This is a genomic window from Flavobacterium columnare NBRC 100251 = ATCC 23463, assembly GCF_002530675.1.
Classification (GTDB): Bacteria; Bacteroidota; Bacteroidia; order Flavobacteriales; family Flavobacteriaceae; genus Flavobacterium; species Flavobacterium columnare.
Genome location: NZ_PCMX01000023.1, coordinates 92,218 through 113,823, shown reverse-complemented (window position 1 = coordinate 113,823; position 21,606 = coordinate 92,218). Strand labels below are relative to the sequence as shown.

5 protein-coding genes and 2 pseudogenes are annotated in these 21,606 nt (G+C 32.9%); all 7 read left to right on the top strand.

Annotated elements, in window-relative coordinates; translation table 11 throughout:
• Positions 1-939, top strand: a pseudogene (locus B0A78_RS14425) (PorP/SprF family type IX secretion system membrane protein); the annotation flags it as partial.
• A gap of 91 nt (positions 940-1,030) precedes the next feature.
• Positions 1,031-15,247 carry a T9SS type B sorting domain-containing protein gene (locus B0A78_RS04315; RefSeq protein ID WP_075348567.1) on the top strand — a complete coding sequence of 4,739 codons (14,217 nt, stop codon included), beginning with the start codon at positions 1,031-1,033 and terminating at the stop codon, positions 15,245-15,247.
• 15 nt (positions 15,248-15,262) lie between these two features.
• Complete coding sequence (locus tag B0A78_RS04310; RefSeq protein ID WP_014165857.1) at positions 15,263-16,255, top strand: PorP/SprF family type IX secretion system membrane protein; 993 nt, start codon at positions 15,263-15,265, stop codon at positions 16,253-16,255.
• A gap of 105 nt (positions 16,256-16,360) precedes the next feature.
• The gene (locus B0A78_RS04305) at positions 16,361-17,548 is read left to right on the top strand and encodes a phosphoglycerate kinase (protein WP_065212854.1); all 1,188 of its coding nucleotides are present in this window, start codon (positions 16,361-16,363) and stop codon (positions 17,546-17,548) included.
• A 102-nt stretch (positions 17,549-17,650) separates the two neighbouring features.
• Positions 17,651-19,687 (top strand): LysM peptidoglycan-binding domain-containing protein, encoded by a 2,037-nt coding sequence (locus B0A78_RS04300; RefSeq protein WP_065212855.1) that lies wholly within the window; start codon positions 17,651-17,653, stop codon positions 19,685-19,687.
• A 51-nt stretch (positions 19,688-19,738) separates the two neighbouring features.
• Positions 19,739-20,188 (top strand): GNAT family N-acetyltransferase, encoded by a 450-nt coding sequence (locus B0A78_RS04295; RefSeq protein ID WP_014165860.1) that lies wholly within the window; start codon positions 19,739-19,741, stop codon positions 20,186-20,188.
• A gap of 195 nt (positions 20,189-20,383) precedes the next feature.
• A pseudogene (locus B0A78_RS04290) lies at positions 20,384-21,553 on the top strand (IS256 family transposase).
• The last annotated feature ends 53 nt before the right edge of the window (positions 21,554-21,606 follow it).

Sequence of the window (21,606 nt, the reverse complement as noted above, 5' to 3'; positions counted from 1 at the left end):
TCAGAGCGTCTAGCGAAAGAGAAATCAGAGGCTGAGGAATTGGCGCGTAAAGAAGCTTTAAAAACAGCAGAAGATAAAGAAATAGACAATTTGTCAAACGTTATTGAAGATTCTCAAAAATTACAATCGGAATCAATTAAAAAATTCCAAAGTATAGTATTAGAAAAAGAGAAAGAATTAATGGCTATGCGTAAAGCAAATGATGATTCGGAAAAAGGAATTGTAGCTCCTGTTCAAGAAGTAGAATTTAAGAGCATGAGTCAAGCTAACAAAGCAATAGAATCATTAAAAAGTGAAATAGCATTAAACATAAAACAACAAGATCAGTTTATTGCGGAATATCAGACTTTGGCAGCAGAACGTTTGAAAAAAATACCTAATAAAAATGATGTTATTAACCAGTCTTATCTTAAAACAATAGAAAAATTAAAACAAGATAAAGCTCGATCAGAGGAAGAGAGTAAACAGTTAATTACTAAATTGGAGGATATTAAGACTCAAACGGAAATAGAAAAAAGACGCCGTATTAAACGTGCTAATTTTGAAGATGCTTCTGCTAAATATCAAAAAGATCGTGCTACTTTAAGTCAAATTAAGGCAAGCACAACTCCAACGGATCAAGCTTATAAATCAACAGATTTTGATTATGGAGATAGCGATCAAATGAATATGCAAATTGTTAAAAATGTACCTAATGAAAAAGCAGGTTTTTATATGGTATTAGCTACTCATAAGGATGAAGCAAGACGTGATGCTTTTGTGAAAAAAGCAATACAAGCAGGAGAAAAAAATATAGATTTCTTTTATGATATAAGTACAGGAACTTACTTTATCTACAGTAAACATTATGATGAAATAAATGAAGCGGATGAAGCTATGAAAAATAAAGGAGAAAAACCTTATAATGGTAAAATGGTAATTATTAAAATAGAAAAATAATTATTTTAGATTATATATGATTTGTTACTAAAACAAGTTCATAAGAAAATTATATAACTTTATGAGTTTTTAAATAATAAACGAATGCCCTATGAGATCGAGTTATTACTTATGTATTTTATTGTTCTGGAGCTTAGGATTTCATCAATCCTTTGCACAACAATTTAAGCCTTTTTCTGTTGTCAATCAGACAAATGGTCTTAATGCAGATATTTTATTAATAGGAAATAATAATTTATCGCAGCACTCAACTTTGCCATACGATGGAGTTGTAACTAATGATAGGATTAATCTGGTTTATGTTAATGTAGATGCTGCAGATCGAAGCGTTTACAATGCTAGTAAAGCTGAATTAAAAATTCCTACTGCTTACCAAGCCTGTCATAAAGTAAAATATGCGGCATTATATTGGGCAGGGATTTATAAAAATACAACTTTAGATATTAAGAAAGTTAAATTAAAACTTCCAAGATCTACAGTTTATGAAGATATATCAGGTACCCTTATCTATAATCAAACCACTGAAGTAAATAAGCCTTATGCAGCTTTTGCCGATGTTACTGATTTATTAAATAAATTGGTAGATATTCAAGGTGATTATACTGTGGCCAATATTGTTTGTTCAGAAGGTAACGACGCTTTAGGAGGAGGTTATTCAGGAGGATGGCATTTGTATGTTATATACGAAAATCCTAATTTGCCAGCTAAAAATATTACTTCTTTTAATGGGTTTACAAAGTTGAATAATACTAATTCTTTAGATGTACCTGTTAGTGGATTTAAAACAATACCTACAGGAAACGTAGGAGCTTGGGTAGCATTTGGAGCATTAGAAGGAGATCAACAAATATCAGGTGATTTTTTTAAAATTAATAATGTATTAATGCAACCTCCTTTTAGAAAAATCAACCAATTTACTTCTGATTATAAACAAAATTTCTTTAATAGTACTTTAACTGATCCTTCAGGACTTTTATCAGGTAGAACACCTAGTAGTAAGAATACCTTAGGTTATGACGCTGGTATTTTTAAAGTAGATAATCCTAGTAATTCTGTAATTAAAAATAATGATACATCAGCTTCTATTAATCTAGGGACAAATGGTGATCAGTACTTTGTTTTTTTTACAGCTTTTGCTGTTGATGTTATTGGACCTAGAGTCATATTAAGGAAAAATGTAACAAATAACGCAGGTTTAGATATTTCTAATCAAACCGTAGATATATGTGATGAAATTAATTACAATATATATTTTGATAATATAGGTAATGACGATGCACAAGGTTTAACATCTCATAAATATGGAACTAATTATGTATTGTTAAAGGATATTCTTCCTAAAAATGTAAGTTTCCAAAGTATTACATCTACAAATACGGCATTAAATACTTCAATGAAATATGAGACAAATCCTACAAATCCTAGGGAGTTGTTTATTTATATTCCTAAAGCATATCTAAAAAAAGATGCTCCAGAGTATTCAATTAAAATCAAGGTAAAAATTGCTTGTTCTTGTGATGAGTTTACAACAGCTTGCTCAAATGAAATTAAAAACCAAGCTTTTGTTGAATACAGTGGTGTTATTAATAATGCGGAAAATCACAATGATCCTAGTTATTCTCAAATAGATCCTAATTGTTTGGTAGGTTCTACAAATTCAACAAACTTCATTGTTGGTTTAGATAAGAAATGTAATTTCACTACAGAAGTTCTTTATTGTGGTAATACAACCACACTAAAAGCAGGAGATAATTATGGTAATTATGTTTGGACTGGGCCTGCAGGAGCAATTTTTACTCCTAATAAAACAAGTCAAGAAGTAACAGTAAATTTACCAGGAACTTATACTGTAACAGGCACAGATGCTATTTGTAGATCTATTGTTCAAACATTTAATGTTAAACTATACGGAGCAGATCTTGAAAATCCTCTAATTAAATACGATCAAAGTCTTACTCCTGTTCAGTGTACTGATTCAGGTGAAAGAATTCCTAGTATTTATCTTTGCGGTAAAGATGATAGTAAATTATTACAACCTAATATCGCAGGAGCTATAAAAGTAGAATGGCAATTATATGATGAAGCTAAAGCAGGTTGTGGTCCCTATAATCCTGTAACAAACTGTCCTGTTACAACAGATTCTTGTTGGAATAAAATAGTTGAGGCAAATGAATACACTGTTTCAAATGAAGGAAAATACAGACTTATTTATACTTTTATTGGAGGATGTACAAGAACTTTTTATTTTAACGTTTATAAAAATTTAATAGAAACTGAAGTTAAAGTATTACCTATTGTATGTGGTGCCCCAGGTTCTATAACAGTTATTAAACCTGTTAATAGTACCGGTAAATTTCAATTCCAATTAGTACAACCTAATGGAACGTTGGGTGTTTGGACCGTTAATCCTGTATTTCAAATATTAACAGCAGGTAATTACACAATAAATGTAAAAGATAATACGGTTCCTGGTTCTTGTCAAATTCCTATTAAAAACATCGAGGTACCAGCTAATAATATATCCGTTTTACCAACGGTTTCACAACCTAAATGTAATGGAGATTTAGGATCTGTTAATTTAGGTGTTTCTGGAGTAGATGGTCCTTATACATATACTTTATATCAAGGAACAAATGCCTCTGGATTAATCGTAGGAAACTCGGTTACTACGGCACAGGCATATAATATCTTTGATAATTTAACACCTGGTTTGTCCTACTATTGGATTGTTACCACTCCAAGTTGTACCAAAGACGGAACTTTTACTTTAATTAACCCTGCTCAATTGGTATTAAATGCCTCTATAACAAAACCTTTAAGTACATGTTCAGATGGCGAAATTACAATATCAGCAACTGGAGGTACTGCACCATACTTTTTCTATTTGAATAGTGCTCCTCCTGCCCCATTTTTAACAACTAATGTTATTTCTGTTACAAATCCTGGAATTAATACCATTACTGTATATGATTCTAATAACTGTACTCAAACAACTCAAATTAATGTTGTAAAAGTTCCAGCTCCTGTATATACAGTAAGCTATACTGATGTAAAATGTTATAATGATACTTCTGGGACCATTACATTTAATGTTACGAATGCAAATGGAAATACATTAGGATATAGCATTACTGGAGGTGCTCCTTTTACTAATAATTCATCGTTTACAAATTTAGCACCAGGTATTTATACACCTGTAATTCAATATACCATAGGTACTGCGGTTTGTACAAAAACAGAACCTAATATTACGATTTCTCAACCTGAAAATCCATTAACTGCTTCTGGAGGTGTTATGGCATTAGCCTGTAATACGACTGGAGGTAAAGGAATTATTCGTATCACAAATGTAGAAGGAGGAAAACCTTTCACTGGACCATCTCCTTATTTATACAACTTTGGGAATGGTTGGACTAACGTAAGCCAAATTTCAGTAGCTCCAGGTACTTATACTGTTTCTGTTAAAGATGCTGCTGATTGTGTGTTTCCAATGACGGTTACTTTAGATCCTATTCCTCCTGATCCAACAATTAACACGTCTGCACCTGCCTTTAATTGTAATGGTTCCGCTACGAGTACGGTTACCGTTAATAATGGTTCTACGGCTTATACATATACCTATTCTATCTCACCGGCATTGAATCCTCCACACGATCCTACTTCTAATGTATTCAAGAACGTTCAGTGTGGGAACTCTGTAATAACAGTAAATTATAATTTAACCAACCCTCCTACTTTTAGTAATTTATTAAAAGAAGATTTTGGATCGGGTCCTGATGTGTCTTCTCCAGGTATTAACCCTGCTTTTTGTTGGGAGAGACAAGTAGAGGCTACGAAATGTCATGGGAATAAACTTTTTGGTAACGGAGAATATACAGTCACACAATTCTTACTTAATAATCCTTATTCAGGTTGGTCTATTCCTTTGGATCATACTACTGGAGCAAGGCCAGGTAGATATTTAGCTGTAGATGCTGGAAATGCTATACCTAATAATGCTGTTTTATATAGAAAAACAATCAAAGATATTATTCCGAATCAGGATATTCAAGTTCGTTTTTATGCAAGAAATCTATTAAGAATTGGAAATACACAACCAGATGCTTCTTTAACAGTAGAGTTACAAGATAGCGCAGGCGTAGCTCTATCCTCTAGTTCTACAGGAGCTATACCTAAAACGGAAAAATGGGAAGTATACAACAAAACTATAAATCCAGGAAATAATACAACCCTTGATTTTGTTCTAAGATTAGAAGTTGCACAACAAAATGGTATCGATTTTGCTGTAGACGATATAGAAGCGTATCAATTGCCTATAACTTGTATTGCAACTAAAACTATTCCTGTAAATATCCCATGTGGACAAGCTTTTACGGCTCAAATTACATCTCATAAAGATGTGAGCTGCGCAGGATTAAATGATGCTACAATTACCATAGCTGCACAAAACTTTAATACAACTTCAGGGTATCAAGTATCAATGAATAATGGTGCTACTTGGATATCTTATAAAACATCTCCAGCAGTAGTACCTGTCCCTCCAGCAGGATATCCAGGATTTGTATTGGTAAAATACGACTTAACTGCTGCTAATGCAGGTTGTAGTTTTAATTTACCACAAGCCATAATTGTACCAGCTCAATTGCAAGTACAAACTAATATAACTCCAGCTACTTGTACTACTGGTGCTATTGTATCAGTTACTGCTACTGGAGGTACTCCTGCTTATCAGTACCAATTAGAAACTACTACGGGTGTTCCTGTTATAAATTATCAATCAAATAATAAATTTAATAACGTTGCACCAGGTGATTATGTGGTTGTGGTAAAAGATGCTAATGGATGCACACAAAAAACAACAATTACGATTGGTATTGCACCTAAACCAACTATACAGGTACTAGCAACATCTGATTTTTGTTATGATGGAACCAATGCTGCTACTATAGTAGTAAGTGCATCAGGTGGTACTCCAGGTTATCAATATCAATTAGAAAATAATACAGGAACTATTTTAATTCCTTTCCAAAATAATGCTACTTTTTCAAACTTAACACCAGGGAGTTATGTTGTAGTAGTAAGAGATACTTTTGGCTGTACTGCGGCTACATCAGCGCAACAAATTAATGCACAATTGGTAGCAACAGCTACTTTAACAAAAGATGCTGATTGTAATCCATCAAATCCAAATGCAGAAATTACACTTGCAATTTCAAATGGTTATCCAAATTATTCATATCAAGTAAGTACAGATGGAGGTGTAAATTATACTCCAGCAGTACCTACTCCTATAGCTAATTTGCCATTTAAATACTCAATACCTCCTGTTTTAGCTGATACTACATATCAATTTTTAGTAACAGATAGTAAAGGATGTAAAGTAACCACGAATACTGTAACCGTTAAAAAATTAGTACCTATAATTGCTAATCCTTCTACCGTAGCTGTAACCTGTAATGGAGGAGCGGATGGAAGTGTTACCTTTGCTCCTACTGGTGGTGCGGGTGGTTATCAAATTAACTTTAATAATGCTGGTTTCTCTAATCAGACTAGCTATGCTGGTTTGGCACAAGGAACTTATAATTATATTATTCGAGATCTTAAACTGTGTACTATTACAGGAACTATTACAATTAGTCAACCTAATATTTTAAAGGCTACAGCTGCACTAAATCCAAATTACACGTGTAAAACGAATGCTACTATCACAGTTACAGTGTTACCAAATGAAAATGGTGCTGGAGGTGTTGAGTATAGTAATAATAACGGTAATACATGGCAGTCATCTAACGTTTTCAGTAATTTAATTGCGGGTACTTATACCATAGTAGTCAGAGACAAAAATGGTTGTCGTTTTACGATTAACCCTCCATTTGTAGTAGTTCCATTAACCCCTCCAACGGATTTAACGGTTACTCCTACTTCTTCTATGACTTGTCCTGCTAAAACAATTAATGTACAAGTGACCGTTACAGGTGGTAGCTTACCTTTAAAAGAGTATGCTATAACAGATCCAGTAGCTGCGGCTGTAACAAATACTACAGGTGCTTTTACTAATCTATCTGCGGGTACCTATACCTTTGTAGTTACTGATGCAAAAGATTGTACGTATACTGAAAAATATACTATCAATCCATTACCAGATATGTCAATATCTAATCGAATTCTATCAGATATTAAATGTTTAAATGGAACTGAAGGATCTGTTGAAATATCGGTATCAAATTTTGGAACAGGTTATTCATACGTAGTAACAGGTCCTACTCCTTCTGTAGGTACAGGAACTACATCGCCTTTTGTATTAAACAATTTAAGAGCAGGAAATTACACAGTTGATGTAACTAATACTACAACAAAGTGTAAGATAACTACTTTATTTGAGATAAAAACACCTACAGTTGCTTTAGATGCAACATTGGATAAAGATCCTATTACTTGTACAAAACAAGGAAGTATCATTGTTAATGCTACTGGAGGATGGGGAGGTTATACCTATACAATTAGTCCTGCTGCGGGTACTTTAACTGGTAATATATTTAGTAATTTGCCAGCTAACAACTATACTGTAACTATTAAGGATGCAGGAGGGTGTCAAGTATCTAAAACAATTAATTTAACGAACCCAAATCGTCCTACGATTGCTTTAGTAGGAGCTTCTGATTTTTGTTATGACAATACAAACAAAGCATCTTTAGTTGTATCCGCTTCAGGAGGGATTTCTCCTTATAGTTTCAGTTTGAATGGAGGGGCTTTTGTACCAAGCAATACACCTACTGATAGCCATACTTTTAATGGGCTAATTCCAGGTACCTATACAATAGTTGTGCGAGATGCTTATGGATGTACAAATCCTACAGTATTCCAACAAACAATTAATAGCGAATTAAATGCAACAATTGTTTTAAATAAGGGATACGATTGTACGGCTACGCCAGATGCTGTTATTAATGGTAGTATTTCAAACGGTTATTTACCGTATGGCAAATATGAAGTAAGTTATAATGGTGGTGCTTACACCGTAGTAGGCACTATTACAGGTTCTACCTTTACATATCCTGTTTTATTAGCAAACTCAGGTACTTATAAATTCCGTATTACAGATGCTAAAGGATGTCAAATAGAGACTAATATATTAGATATAAAACCACGTTCGTTACCTAATTTATCTTTAAACATAACTAGTCCAACCGTAAAATGTCATGGTGATGCCACAGGTGCCTTTACTTGGACCGTTACAAACGGGACACCTGATTATACCATATCAGTTGTAAATACAACAACAGGTATTAATTATGGTACACAAACAGCTGGTTTACCTGCTGGTAATTATTCTGTTACTGTTACAGATGCAAAATCTTGTACTGATACTAAAACTTTCAGTATTACAGAACCAGCTTTATTAAATTATACAATTAAAATTAATCCTATTACTTGTAATATTGCAACTAATACTTATAATTTAGGTTCTATCTGTGTAAATACAGATTTAACAGGAGGAACATTGCCTATTACCTTTACATTAATTAACGCATCAGGTGTACAAGTAGGTACTCCGATTGTTGTTAATTCTTTACCATTAGCGGCTACAGTTTGTTTCCCTAATATTGATTATGGTGTTTATACTGTAAAGGCAGTTGATGCTAATGGTTGTTCTAAAGTAGTTCCAAATCAAATTGTATCTAGCCCACCTTCAGGTTTAACATTTGCTTTTACAGGTGTAGCTACTTGTGCAACAGGTGCAAGTTTAAAAGTGGATATTTCAGGAGGAGTTATCGGACCAGGTACTTATCAGTTTGGAATTGTTGATTTACCAGCTGCTCCATGGTCAACTACTCTTGTTAATTCTAATAATGGTGCTGCTTCTCATATTTTTAATGGTTTAATCCCAGGAGCCACTTATAGTATAGTGGTATATGATACAACAACAGGATGTTATCACTTCCAAACGGCCCCTACGACACCTTCGTTTATCAATCCTACTTTATCTCCGGTTATTAATAATGTGACGTGTAGAGGTGCTGCTGATGGATCTATTAAATTTACTTTAAGTAATTTAAGTGCAGGTGTTACTCAGTTTTCATACCAATTAGTTAATGCGGCTACTAATGTAAACATTGGAGCCCCTGTAATAATTAATTCGCCTTTTGTTTATCCATATTCAATTAATCCTTTAGCACCAGGTTCGTATAATATCTTAATACGTGAAATCAATGGAGCAAATGCAGGATGTGGAAAGACATTCGGTCCTTATGAAATAAAAGAGTCTGCAACGGATTTAATACTTGATTTGACAAGCACAAATGATAATTGTAAACCTAATGCTGGTATTATTACAGCTGCTGCTTCAGGTGGTACAGGACCTTACTTATATCAAGTATTTGTTGATTCTGGTGCAACTGGGGTAATAGATGGTACTGATCCTATAACGACAAATTCTGCATTTATTAGTTCTTTTAATCCATTAACCCATAAATCTAATGTATTTAATTTAGAAGGAGGAAAATATATAGTATATGTAAAAGACGCTAATGGTTGTATTAAATTTAATTTCATAACGGTTGCTGTAGATTCAGAACCAATTATTTCTGCAACGGTTAATAATTTATGTGCTGCTGAGGGTAATTTTGCTATTGATGTAGTACTTACAACTTCTGGTATTGCACCTCATGTGTATAGTATAGATGGTGGTGCTTTTCAAGCACAGACAGCACCGTTTACTATTTCTAATCTTTCTTCAGGAGTACATACCGTAGAAGTAAAAGATAAAAATAATTGTGGTAATAAGGTTACAGTTACAATTTTAAAACCTTTAAAAGCAATTGGAGATTTTACCTTACTTCCTACTTGTAATACAGCTACTGGTACGATTACTATTAAGGCAAATGATGGAAGTGGTAACTACAGTTATAGTCAAATAGCTCCTCTAGGAGCCACTAATTTAAATGGTATTTTTAATTCTTTAGCTCCAGGTAACTACACTTTTGAAGTAACGGATCTTACAACAAATTGTAAAGTAACTGTTCCTGTAAATTTAGCACCTGCTAAAGATGTTCTTTTCGTAGCAGCAACAGTTACTAATACTAAATGTATTGGTAGTAATGATGGTAGTATAACTGTAAATTTAGATACTACTAATACAGATGCACCGTACAAATATAGTATAGCTCCTGATCCAAACGGTGTGGGAGTACAAGATACGAACCTCTTTGCAGGTTTACCTTTAGGCAATTATGTTGTCACAGTAACTTCTGCAAGAGGTTGCTCGGCTACTCAAAACGTAAGAGTAGATGAGCCAACACCTATTAGCATTACCGCTGTAGCTACTCAGTTTGCATGTAATGCTACGAATGCTTATAATCCTGCAGAAATCAAAGTTACAAATGTTACAGGAGGTACAGGAATATATACAACTTATGAGTTTGAACTGGCTGGTGTTGTTTTACAATCTGGTGCTAGCTCTGCATTTAAAACACAAGATACAGCTGGTGGTTCTTACACAATAAGAGTGTTTGATTCTAACAGATGTATCGGAACTACAAAAGTTGATATTAATGCTATAACACCATTAGGAGCAACCATAGTTAAAAATCAAGCTATTGATTGTACTCAAAATGAAATTATTAGTATTAATGCTACAGGAGGTTCAGGTAATTATACTTACCAAGTAATTCCTTTTGGAGCAACTAACGTGGTTGCTGGACCAACTGCTAATCAATTTACAATTAGTGCAGCAGGTTCTTATACTTTCCAAGTAACAGATGCAACTACTGGATGTTTTATTCAAATAGGACATCAAATAAATGTATTTAAAACATTAACCGCTACTCTAGCACCTGATGCAAGTGTAAAATGTTTTGGAGATACTACTGGTGGAAGTTTATTATTAAGTGTTCAAGGGTATTCAGGACCTTATGCGTATACTTTATATGATAATACTAACACAATAGTTGCTGGACATAATGGTATTATAGTTGATAATACTGTAACCAATCCGTTTACTATATCAGGTTTACCAGCGGGGACTTATACAGTTAAAATTAAGGAAAATAACTTTCCTAAGTGTGATATTACAACAGCTTCTGCTACTGTAGGTACTCCTACACAATTGGCAATAACAGCTACTGTAGATAAAAATGATAATTGTAATCCTCTAGCAGGTATTATTAAAGTTTTAGGTAATAATGGTACTCCTACCTACTCCTATATTGTAGCGTTAGCTACTGATCCTGCTCCTACAGCTGCTTCTGTGGGATGGACAACTTCTACCGTATTTAATCGTGATGGAGGTAATTACATAGCTTATGTAAAAGATGCCAACAATTGTATCGCACAGGTGCCAGTTATTCTGCCTACTGATACGAATCCTGTACTAACACTCCCAGTGTTTGCTGCTAATCAATGTACTTCTAATGGTACTGATTATGTAATAACAGCAACTAGTGTTGTAGATGGAATAGCTCCTTATACTTATAGTATTACAAATGCTAATGGAACTAGCTCATTTGTAAATGTAATTGCACCGTATACCTTTAATGGATTAATTATAGGAAATAATACGATTACTATAAAAGATGCTAATGGATGTACCGACAGTAAATCAATTACTGTATATCCGCCATTAAATATCAATCCTACTATTGTTGCTCAGCCTACTTGTAATGCTAATGATGGTAAGATAACACTTACTGCTGTTGGCGGATCGGGTAATTATGAATATACGTATGGAGCTACAGTAAATGGTACAGGTATATTTACAGGTTTACCATTTGGAGATTCCACTTTTACAGTTAAAGATTTGACTACTGCTTGTACTAAAAATATTACAGTTAAATTAGAAAAACCAGATGATGTATTGATCGCTTCTATACTACCTACCTCTACTATCTGTAATGGAGATAGTAACGGAACGATTACAGTAAATTTAGAACCGGCTCCATCAAATGGAAATCCTATTTATACTTATGCTTTAGTTTTCCCTTCTCAACAATTGAGGCCAGCACAAACTAATAATGTATTTACAGGATTACCAGCGGGTAATTATACTGTTGAAGTTACTTCAGGTAGAAATTGTAAAGTAAAACAACAAGTTACAATCTCTCAGCCTGACGTGATGACTGTCCCATCTCCTGTTGTTAATCAGTTTGCTTGTACACTAAATACTAACTCTGTTAATGCTGCTTCAATTACTGTTAATGGCGTAACAGGTGGTTCTGGTAAATATGTAAACTATGAGTTTGTTTTAAACGGCAAGCAAGTTTATTTTGGTCCAGAAAAAACCTATTCAACAACGGATATAGTAGGTGGAAAATATACTATAAATGTATATGATGATAAAGGATGTAAAGGAACTGTTACAGCTGATGTAATTCCTTTTGTTAGTATTTCTGGACCTAATATTGTGGTAAATAATGATATTACATGTATTAGTGGTGAGGATATTACGGTAAGTGTTACTACTACAGGTGCACCGGTTCCTGTGTATAATTACAATGTAACTAATATCAGAACAGGAGCATCTATTACTAATACTACAGGTATCTTTACTAATTTAGGAAAAGATAACTACATGGTTACAGTTACTAACCCTGTAACGAATTGTAGTGTTCAAAAAATACATTATGTAGCAGATCCAAATACTTTTGCTATACAATTAGCAAATACCAAGGATGTAACTTGTAAAGGAAGTTTTACAGGTAGTACAGAGGTTTCCATAGTAGATACCATATTAAGTAATGGAAATCAAGCTGGAGAATTTAATTATACGGTTACAAATAACAATACTGGATTTAATTTAGTAGGAAATAGTGCTACTGCAGGACCACTCCTCATTAATGGGCTTTCTGCTGGTACTTATACTCTTAATGTTACTTTAGCTAAAAAACCTAATTGTACTTTCTCGTCTAATTTTACAATTAACGAACCGAACAATGCACTTACGATTGCCACTACTAAAGGATTATTAACTTGTACACCAGGTAATGATGGTTCTATTAGCGCAGTTGCTACAGGTGGTTGGGGTAATTACACCTATACTATATCACCGGTTGAAGGACAGCAATTATCTCCAGGTGTATTTACTGGATTATCGGGTAATTCAGCTTATACCGTAACAGTCAAAGATGATAAAGGTTGTTCTGTAAATCAGATAGTTAATTTATCTAAACCCGCTATTATTGATGCACCTAATATTGCACCAGTACAATTACGTTGTTTTGGTGTAAATGATGGAGTAGTACAAGTAGTAGGCGTAACAGGTGGTTATAATGTTCCTAATGATTATAATTACACTTTACATTATGTAAATCCTGTAGGAGTTACTTCAGGACCTCAAGCATCTAATACGTTTACTAATTTAGCTCCTGGACGTTATTATGTTATTGTGAATGACGCATCTAATTGTCCATCTAAACAATTATTCTTTGATGTATTACCTGCTAAAGAAATTAAAACCTCTTTATCGTTAGTACCTAATTCACAAATTTGTGATACAAGCCAAGCTAGTTTAATTCTTACAGCTACTGGAGGTACAGGTATATTTGAATATAGTAATTCTCAATCAGGACCATGGACACCATTCGTTTCTCCTTTGAGATTAAATAATTTAGCTGCTGGCATAACTTATAAATATTATGTTCGTGATACAAATGCTTGTGCTGGGGTTGAAACAAACGGATACACAATCAGTACTTTGTCACCATTTACGATTGATCCAATTTCACCTATCCAAGTAAATTGTTCGTATGACACAGCTAGAGTTGTTGCCCATGCAAGTGGAGGACAAGGAAACTATACGTATGTGTTATTACCTTCAAATATTTCTAATACTACAGGTATATTTATGAATGTCCCAGTAGGGAATCATACAATTCAAGTTAGAAGTGGTAATTGTACTTCTATAAGTACTCCTGTGTCTATTAGTTCACCAGCTGAATTAAAATTTGACTTAAAAGGAATTCAGACTACTTGTTCATACAAAAGAGATGGAAAAATTGTAGTAACCTTAACAGGTATTGATAATCGTAAATTACAGTATTCTATTAGTTCAGGGGATGGCTCTTATACACATCAACAAGTTTATACTGTTAACGATAGTGATTTAGCCGCTGGTACTTTTACAATTAGTAATCTAAAACCAGATACGTATGAGATAAATGTGTTTACAGTTGCTACTTCATGCCATCCACCAGTACAATCTGTACGTATTACAGCACCAGCAGAACTTAAAGGTACTGTGACTGGTATTGATGAAATATGTGCTAATGAAAATAGAGGAGAAATTCATATTACAAATATTCAAGGAGGTACAGGGCCTTATTTTGTAACAAAAGAATATAAAACAAGTTTTGATAATTCAACCCCACCAGTTGAAGTTGATGATTCAATTTATGAACCAATTAACAATCTAGACGGTGTGAACTCTCATGTATTTAATGGATTAGACGGTAAAAAATATTCTATTGCTATTAAAGATTCTAATGCTACAAATTGTAAAGCCTTATATTTTGTTACAATAGGTCCTGGTGATAGTTTTGAGCCTGTAATTAATGTTACTTATCCTTGTAATCCATTAACAAATAAACCAATGGTACGAATAGAAGTAACAAACAAATTAGACCCTAAAGGTGCTTTTGTTGGTAATTATAAATTTAGTTTAGATAATTTACCTGCTCAAACTAGTAATGTATTCTTATCTACTGATCCGAAATACACAAACCAGTTCTTAGCTCCTGCATTTCATACGGTATTTGTAGAAGGGCCTAATGGATGTCCAAATAACAATGTACTTCCAACTCCATTTATGGTAACTCCTCTAAATGAATTAGATGTTACATTAAGTATTTCAGGTCTTAATACCGCAATGGCAGTTGCTACAGGAGGTTCAGGTAATTATAAGTATACATTCTTTGCAGATGGACAACAGATGCAATCAGGATCTAATAATACTTTTATCTACTACCAACAGTATGAACAGATACGAGTAATAGTTACGGATGATAGTGAATGTAGTGATATAGATGTTAAACGCTTAACTTATATTCCTATTTGTATTCCTGATGTGATGACACCAGATGGCAATGGGGAAAATGATGATTGGGGACCTGGTTGTGTAGATCCTACAGTTTATCCAAGATTAGTGACACATATTTATGATCGTTACGGACGTCTAATTGCTACATTACCAGTAGGGTCAAGATGGAGTGGAAAATATAACGGTAAAGAATTACCTTCTGGTGATTACTGGTATGTTATAAAAGTAGATAATAATGATGGAAAAGAGTTTGTAGGTCACTTCACTCTTTATAGATAATTTAACTTTTGAGTTATGACAGTTCGTACACTATATAATCAAACAAAAAGAGCTTTTACAATATTGGCTTTTTCTGTAGTATCCTCAAGTATTGCTCAGGAGTTACACCTGCCTGCAGCTACTCAATATTTAGCAGATAATCCATTTGTTTTATCACCTACCTATGCTGGGATAGGTGATAATGCAAGGATTCGTGTTAATGGATTTTTTCAATGGGTTGGCATTAAAGATGCCCCTAATAATCAAGCCGCTTATTTTGATATGCGTATATTAGATCAATCGGGAATTGGTTTTCATGTTTATAATGATAAAAATGGAAATAGTCGTCAAATGGGGGCTAAACTATCATTTGCACATCATATCATTTTAGACTATCCAAGTAAACAATATTTTTCTTTTGGTCTATCTTACAATTACAATAACTTTAGACATGAAATTGAAAACTTTCAAACCTTTGATGGAAGCGTGAATAATGATCGACTTATTAATAATAGTAACTTTGATGTTGGTTTTCTATATAGAAAGAGTAAATTTTATATCAATTTGAATTTTAGTAATTTATTACCAAAAGACCTTAAGAAATTTCCTGTTTCACCAGAACCTAATCAATTGCGTAATTATCAACTTTATACAGGTTACCTTTTTAAAGGAAGTCGTGATTCAAGAACCGAAATAGAACCTTCTGCTTATTTTCAATATTTTGAAAGTGATGGACGTTCTTCTACAGATGTTAACCTTAAATACCGTTATATAGATTATCAGCGTACAGGTTATTTTTGGTTAGGAGCGACTTATCGTTTCTTAAATGATCAACCTATGAAGCCTTTGTCAATTGGACCTATGCTTGGATTAAAAAAAGGAGGGTTTTATGCTGGTTACGCTTATCAAGTTACAACCAATGAATTAGTAAAGTATAACTCAGGTACACACATGATTACTTTAGGATGGGATTTCTTTCAAGGTATTAGTAATTGTCCTTGTACACAAAATTCTTTATCTGAAGATTAGTCATTTAATCTAAAAAAAGTAAGGCTAAAAAACAGCTAGATTCTATGATTTAGCATTTTTTTAGCCTTTTTTGTTTTATTTTTGTATATAAAAAATTACAACACAATGAAAACTATTTTTGATATTGATTTTAAAGATAAAAAAGCATTAATCCGAGTTGATTTTAATGTGCCTCTAGACGAAAATTTTAATGTTACAGATACAACCCGTATTGAAGCTGCCAAGCCTACTATTGATAAAATCTTAAATGAAGGAGGGGCGGTTATCTTATTATCGCATCTTGGAAGACCAAAAGGAGTAGAAGATAAGTTTTCATTAAAACACATAGTCTCCAGAACAGCTGAAATTTTAGGTCGACCTGTAACTTTCGCATCGGATTGTATTGGATCTATTGCAGAAAATGCGGCAACGAATGTTAAAGCAGGGGATGTTTTATTACTAGAAAATCTACGCTTTTACAAAGAAGAAGAAGAAGGATCTGTTGAGTTTTCTCAAAAATTAGCTTCCTTAGGTGATGTTTATGTAAATGATGCTTTTGGTACAGCACATAGAGCGCACGCTTCTACTACTATAATAGCACAGTTTTTTCCTGATAATAAATGTTTTGGAACTCTTTTAGCTAAAGAAATTGAAAGTTTGAATAAGGTTTTAAATAATAGTATAAAACCTGTAACAGCTGTATTAGGAGGAAGTAAAGTTTCTTCAAAAATTACAGTTATTGAAAATATTTTAGATAAAATAGACCACATGATTATTGGTGGAGGTATGACTTTTACTTTTATTAAAGCATTAGGGGGGCAGATTGGTAACTCATTGTGTGAAGAGGATAAGTTAGATTTGGCTCTTGAAATTCTTGAAAAAGCTAAATCCAAAGGAGTTCAAATTCATTTACCTGTTGATGTATTAGCAGCTAATTCTTTTTCTAATACAGCAGATACTGAGTTAATAGATGTTAATTCTATTCCTGACGGATGGTTAGGTATGGATGTAGGTCCTAAATCATTAGAAACGATTAAAGAGGTTATTTTAAATTCAAAAACCATTTTATGGAACGGTCCTTTAGGTGTTTTTGAAATGGATCGTTTTGCAAACGGCACGATTGAATTAGGGAATTATATAGCTGAATCTACACAAAATGGAGCTTTTTCATTAGTTGGAGGAGGAGACAGCGTTGCGGCCGTAAAACAGTTTGGATTCGAACCAAAAATGAGCTACGTTTCAACAGGTGGAGGTGCCATGTTAGAAATGTTAGAAGGTAAAATCTTACCTGGAATTGCTGCCATTTTAAATTAATTAAATTTTAACATTTTTTATTATTGTAAATCAAAATTAGGTTTTATGTTTGTAAATCTAATTTAAATAGCTGAAAATAAGTTATTTAATAAATTAAAGCTGATGATTAGAAAGAAACTTGCTCTCAATCTATTTTTACTGGTAGCTGCTTTTGGAACGTATGCACAAAATAAGATTCCACAAGATTCTGTTTTAAAACCTATAGTTAAACGATCTTATTTAGATTCTATAAAAGGAACTTTTGTGGTTAATGAAACGTCAGATTGCATAGACAATCAACATATAAAGGAACTATCTAATACACAAGATATTTTTGATGGAATTGTTTCAGATATAAAAAATCTTGATTTAAATATAAAAGTAGACTTTGATTTGCCAACAGATGTATTCAAGGAAAGATTACGCTTATTAGATGAAAAGTCTCCTTTTAATATTGAATATAATCCACAATTAGAAAACTTAGTTAAAAATTTTCTAAAAAACCGCAAACGATCTTATGAACGTTTAATGGGATTATCTCAGTTTTATTTCCCCTTATTTGAAGAAGCAATGGCTCGTTATGATGTGCCTTTGGAAATCAAATATCTTTCCATTGTAGAATCAGCATTACGATCTAGTGCCGTATCCAGAGTGGGAGCAACAGGTTTGTGGCAGTTTATGTACGAAACAGGTAAACAATATGGTTTAAAAATTGATTCTTACATAGATGAACGTAAAGATACTTTTAAAGCTACCGATGCTGCTGCACGTTATATGCAGGGTATGTACAAAATTTTTGGAGATTGGGAACTTGTGTTGGCTTCCTATAACTCAGGAGCTGGAAACGTGAGTAAAGCTATTCGTCGTTCTGGAGGATTTCAAAATTTTTGGAATATTAAACATAAATTACCCCGTGAAACACAAGGTTATGTGCCTGCTTTCTTAGCCACCATGTATATTTTTGAGTATCATAAAGAACATGGATTAGTACCTTATAAACCTGTAGCAAAACATTTTGAAACAGATACTATTGCTCTAAAAAGAAAAGTAAGCTTTAAGCAATTAGCAAGTTTGTTGGATATGCCTGAGTCTGATATTGAATTTTTAAACCCTTCTTATAAAATGAAGGTTGTTCCTTATGTAACAGGTAAAAACCATTTCATTTGTTTGCCCAAAAAGAAATTAGCCATTTTGGCATCTAATGAAGATAAAGTTTATGCTTATATTGATCACCAAGAAAGTAAGAGAGAAAGACCCTTCATAAGACAAATTAAACCACGCATTGTTAAAGAAATATTTGATACAGAAAAAGGCATAGAAGAAAGCTTCGTTAATAAAACGGAATCTAAAAAACCTTTATTACAAAAATTTCATATTGTTAAAAAGGGCGAAGATGCGAGAAAACTTGCAGAGAAATATAACGTAGCAATTGCTGATATAAAAAGATGGAATAGATTAAGAGGAATACATCTTTTAAAAGGTTCCAGAATTCGTATTAAATACGATGAATCCAATACGATTGCTGCAAATGCCGTTCAAGAAATAGAAGAAAGCAATCCAGTTGCTTTAACTACAGGAGGAAACGGGTCTAAAATAAAAACAGTAGATTTAGTTAACAAAGAGGTAAAAATTAAAAATGAAGTAAATACAACTACTGATACACCTCTTTCTGAACATACTGTTTTACAAGGAGAAACACTTTATGGTATAGCTAAAAAACATCGTTTGTTTGTATCAGATTTAAAAAAATGGAATCAAATTGAAAATGGGATCGTAAATCCAGGAGATGTTATTAAACTAATTGAACCTAAACAAGAAGTTATTGTTCAGACCGATTTATACACCGTAAAAAAAGGAGATAATTTCGGAAAAATTGCTAAAAATTATGGTGTAACTGTTGATGAACTCATGCAGTGGAATGATAAAACATCAAAAGATATTAAAGTAGGAGAACAGCTAAAAGTTGAAAAAGCTATTGTTGCTAAAGTTGAATTGCCAAAAAAGAAACTTCCATTTGATGAGCAAAAATTATATATAGTTCAAAAAGGAGATTCGTTATTTAAAATTTCTAAAAAGTATAATACAACAGTTGCAGAGCTAAGAAAGAAAAATAACATAAAAGAAAATGATCTACAACCAGGAATGAAAATAAAAATTTAACATATACTAAAGGACGCACTAGCGTCTTTTAATTTTTTAAAAGAATTAATTATGCAGGAATTTAAAATAAAGCGTTTTGAAGAACTTTCTGTGAACGAGTTGTATGATATGTTGCATTTACGTTCAGAAGTCTTTGTAGTAGAACAGAATTGTCCTTATTTGGATATTGATAAAAAGGATTCGAAAGCAATTCATGTGTTAGGTTATTTAAATGGAGAATTAGCTAGTTATTGTCGTATGTTTAATGCAGGTGATTATTTTGAAGAATCCTCAATTGGTAGAGTCGTAGTTTCTCCTAAATATCGTAGTCTTAAGTTAGGTCATGAGTTGATGAAAGTTGCTGTTGATACACTAGAAACCATTTATAACCAAAAGAATATCACAATATCAGCACAAGAATATCTAGTCAAGTTTTATAAAACTCATGGTTTCATACAAACCTCCGAAGTATATTTAGAAGATGATATTCCACATATAGAGATGAAAAGAAAATCTTTTTAGGTACTATAACATAAACTGTGTAAGTATAAAAAAGAGGCTGTCTAAAAAGTTCGCAATCTTGTCATTTCGACCAAAGGGATAAATCACATAATACTGATTATGAGACTACTAACGTCGGAGTGATAAACTGCATGTTGATTTATTACTTTTTGGACAGTCTCTTTTTTTGTTTAAATTTAAATATAATACAGTTTTATGAAAAAAGAAGATTTATTATCGGATGCATTTTTGAAGCAATTCAAAACGGGCGAGGATTTAAGTGGATTTCTTGCTCAACTACAAAAATGTGGATTAGATGCAATTTTAAATGGTGAGCTAGATGCCGATTTGGGTTATGATAAACACGAAAAATCGACAAGATCTAATTCTAGGAACGGATATTCTACTAAAAAAGTTAAAACCTTTTTTAGAAAATCGAAGCTTCATTCAATCCTATAATTGTTCCTAAGAGGCAAAATATGGTTGATGGTTTAGAGAATGTAATCGTATCATTATAGCCAAAGGGATGAGTGTTAGCGATATTGAAGAACAAATTAGAGAGGTGTATAATTTTGATATTTCAACTTCCACCATATCTCGCATAACAGAATCAATAGCTAATGATAGAATAGCTTGGCAAAACAGACCATTAGAACCTATTTATTTAATTGTTTGGATGGATGGTATAGTGTTTAAAGTTCGTGAAAGTTCTAAGGTCATCAATAAGACTATTTATCTGGCTATAGGCTTAAATAGAGACGGTAAAAAAGAAGTTTTAGGATGTGGTTAGGCAAAAGAATGAAAGTGCCAGCTTTTGGCTGGGCGTATTGACCGATTTAAAAGCTCGTGGTTGAGGATATCTTAATTACAGCAACTGATAACCTCAATGGCTTTACCCAAACTATTAAAAATGTATTCCCTGAATCACAAACACAAATCTGTGTAGTGCATCAAATTAGAAACTCAGCGCGTTATGTAGTCTGCAAGGATAAGAAAGAGTTTTCAAAGGATATGAAGCTAATTTATGATGCTCCAACCAAACAAGCCGCTAAAGGAGCATTGGAAGATTTTGCAAGCAAATGGAATCATAAATATCCTTATGCGGTAAAATCTTGGAAAGAAAACTGGGAGGAACTCCACAGTGTTTTTTGACTTTCCAATAGAAATTAGAAAAATCATTCACACTACTAATCTAATCGAAAATCTAAATGAAAAAATTAGAAAATATACCAAAAATAAATTATTATTCCCAACAGATGAAGCTGTTTTAAAATCTGTATATTTGGCATTAAAAGAAGCAACCAAAAAACGGTCAATGCAATACAAAACTGGGGATTAATCCTCAATAAGTTCTTAACTATATTTGAAAAAAGGGTTCAACTTTAATAAAAAGTCAAACCCATTATTATAATTTACACACTTTTAGGGATAGTGTCTTT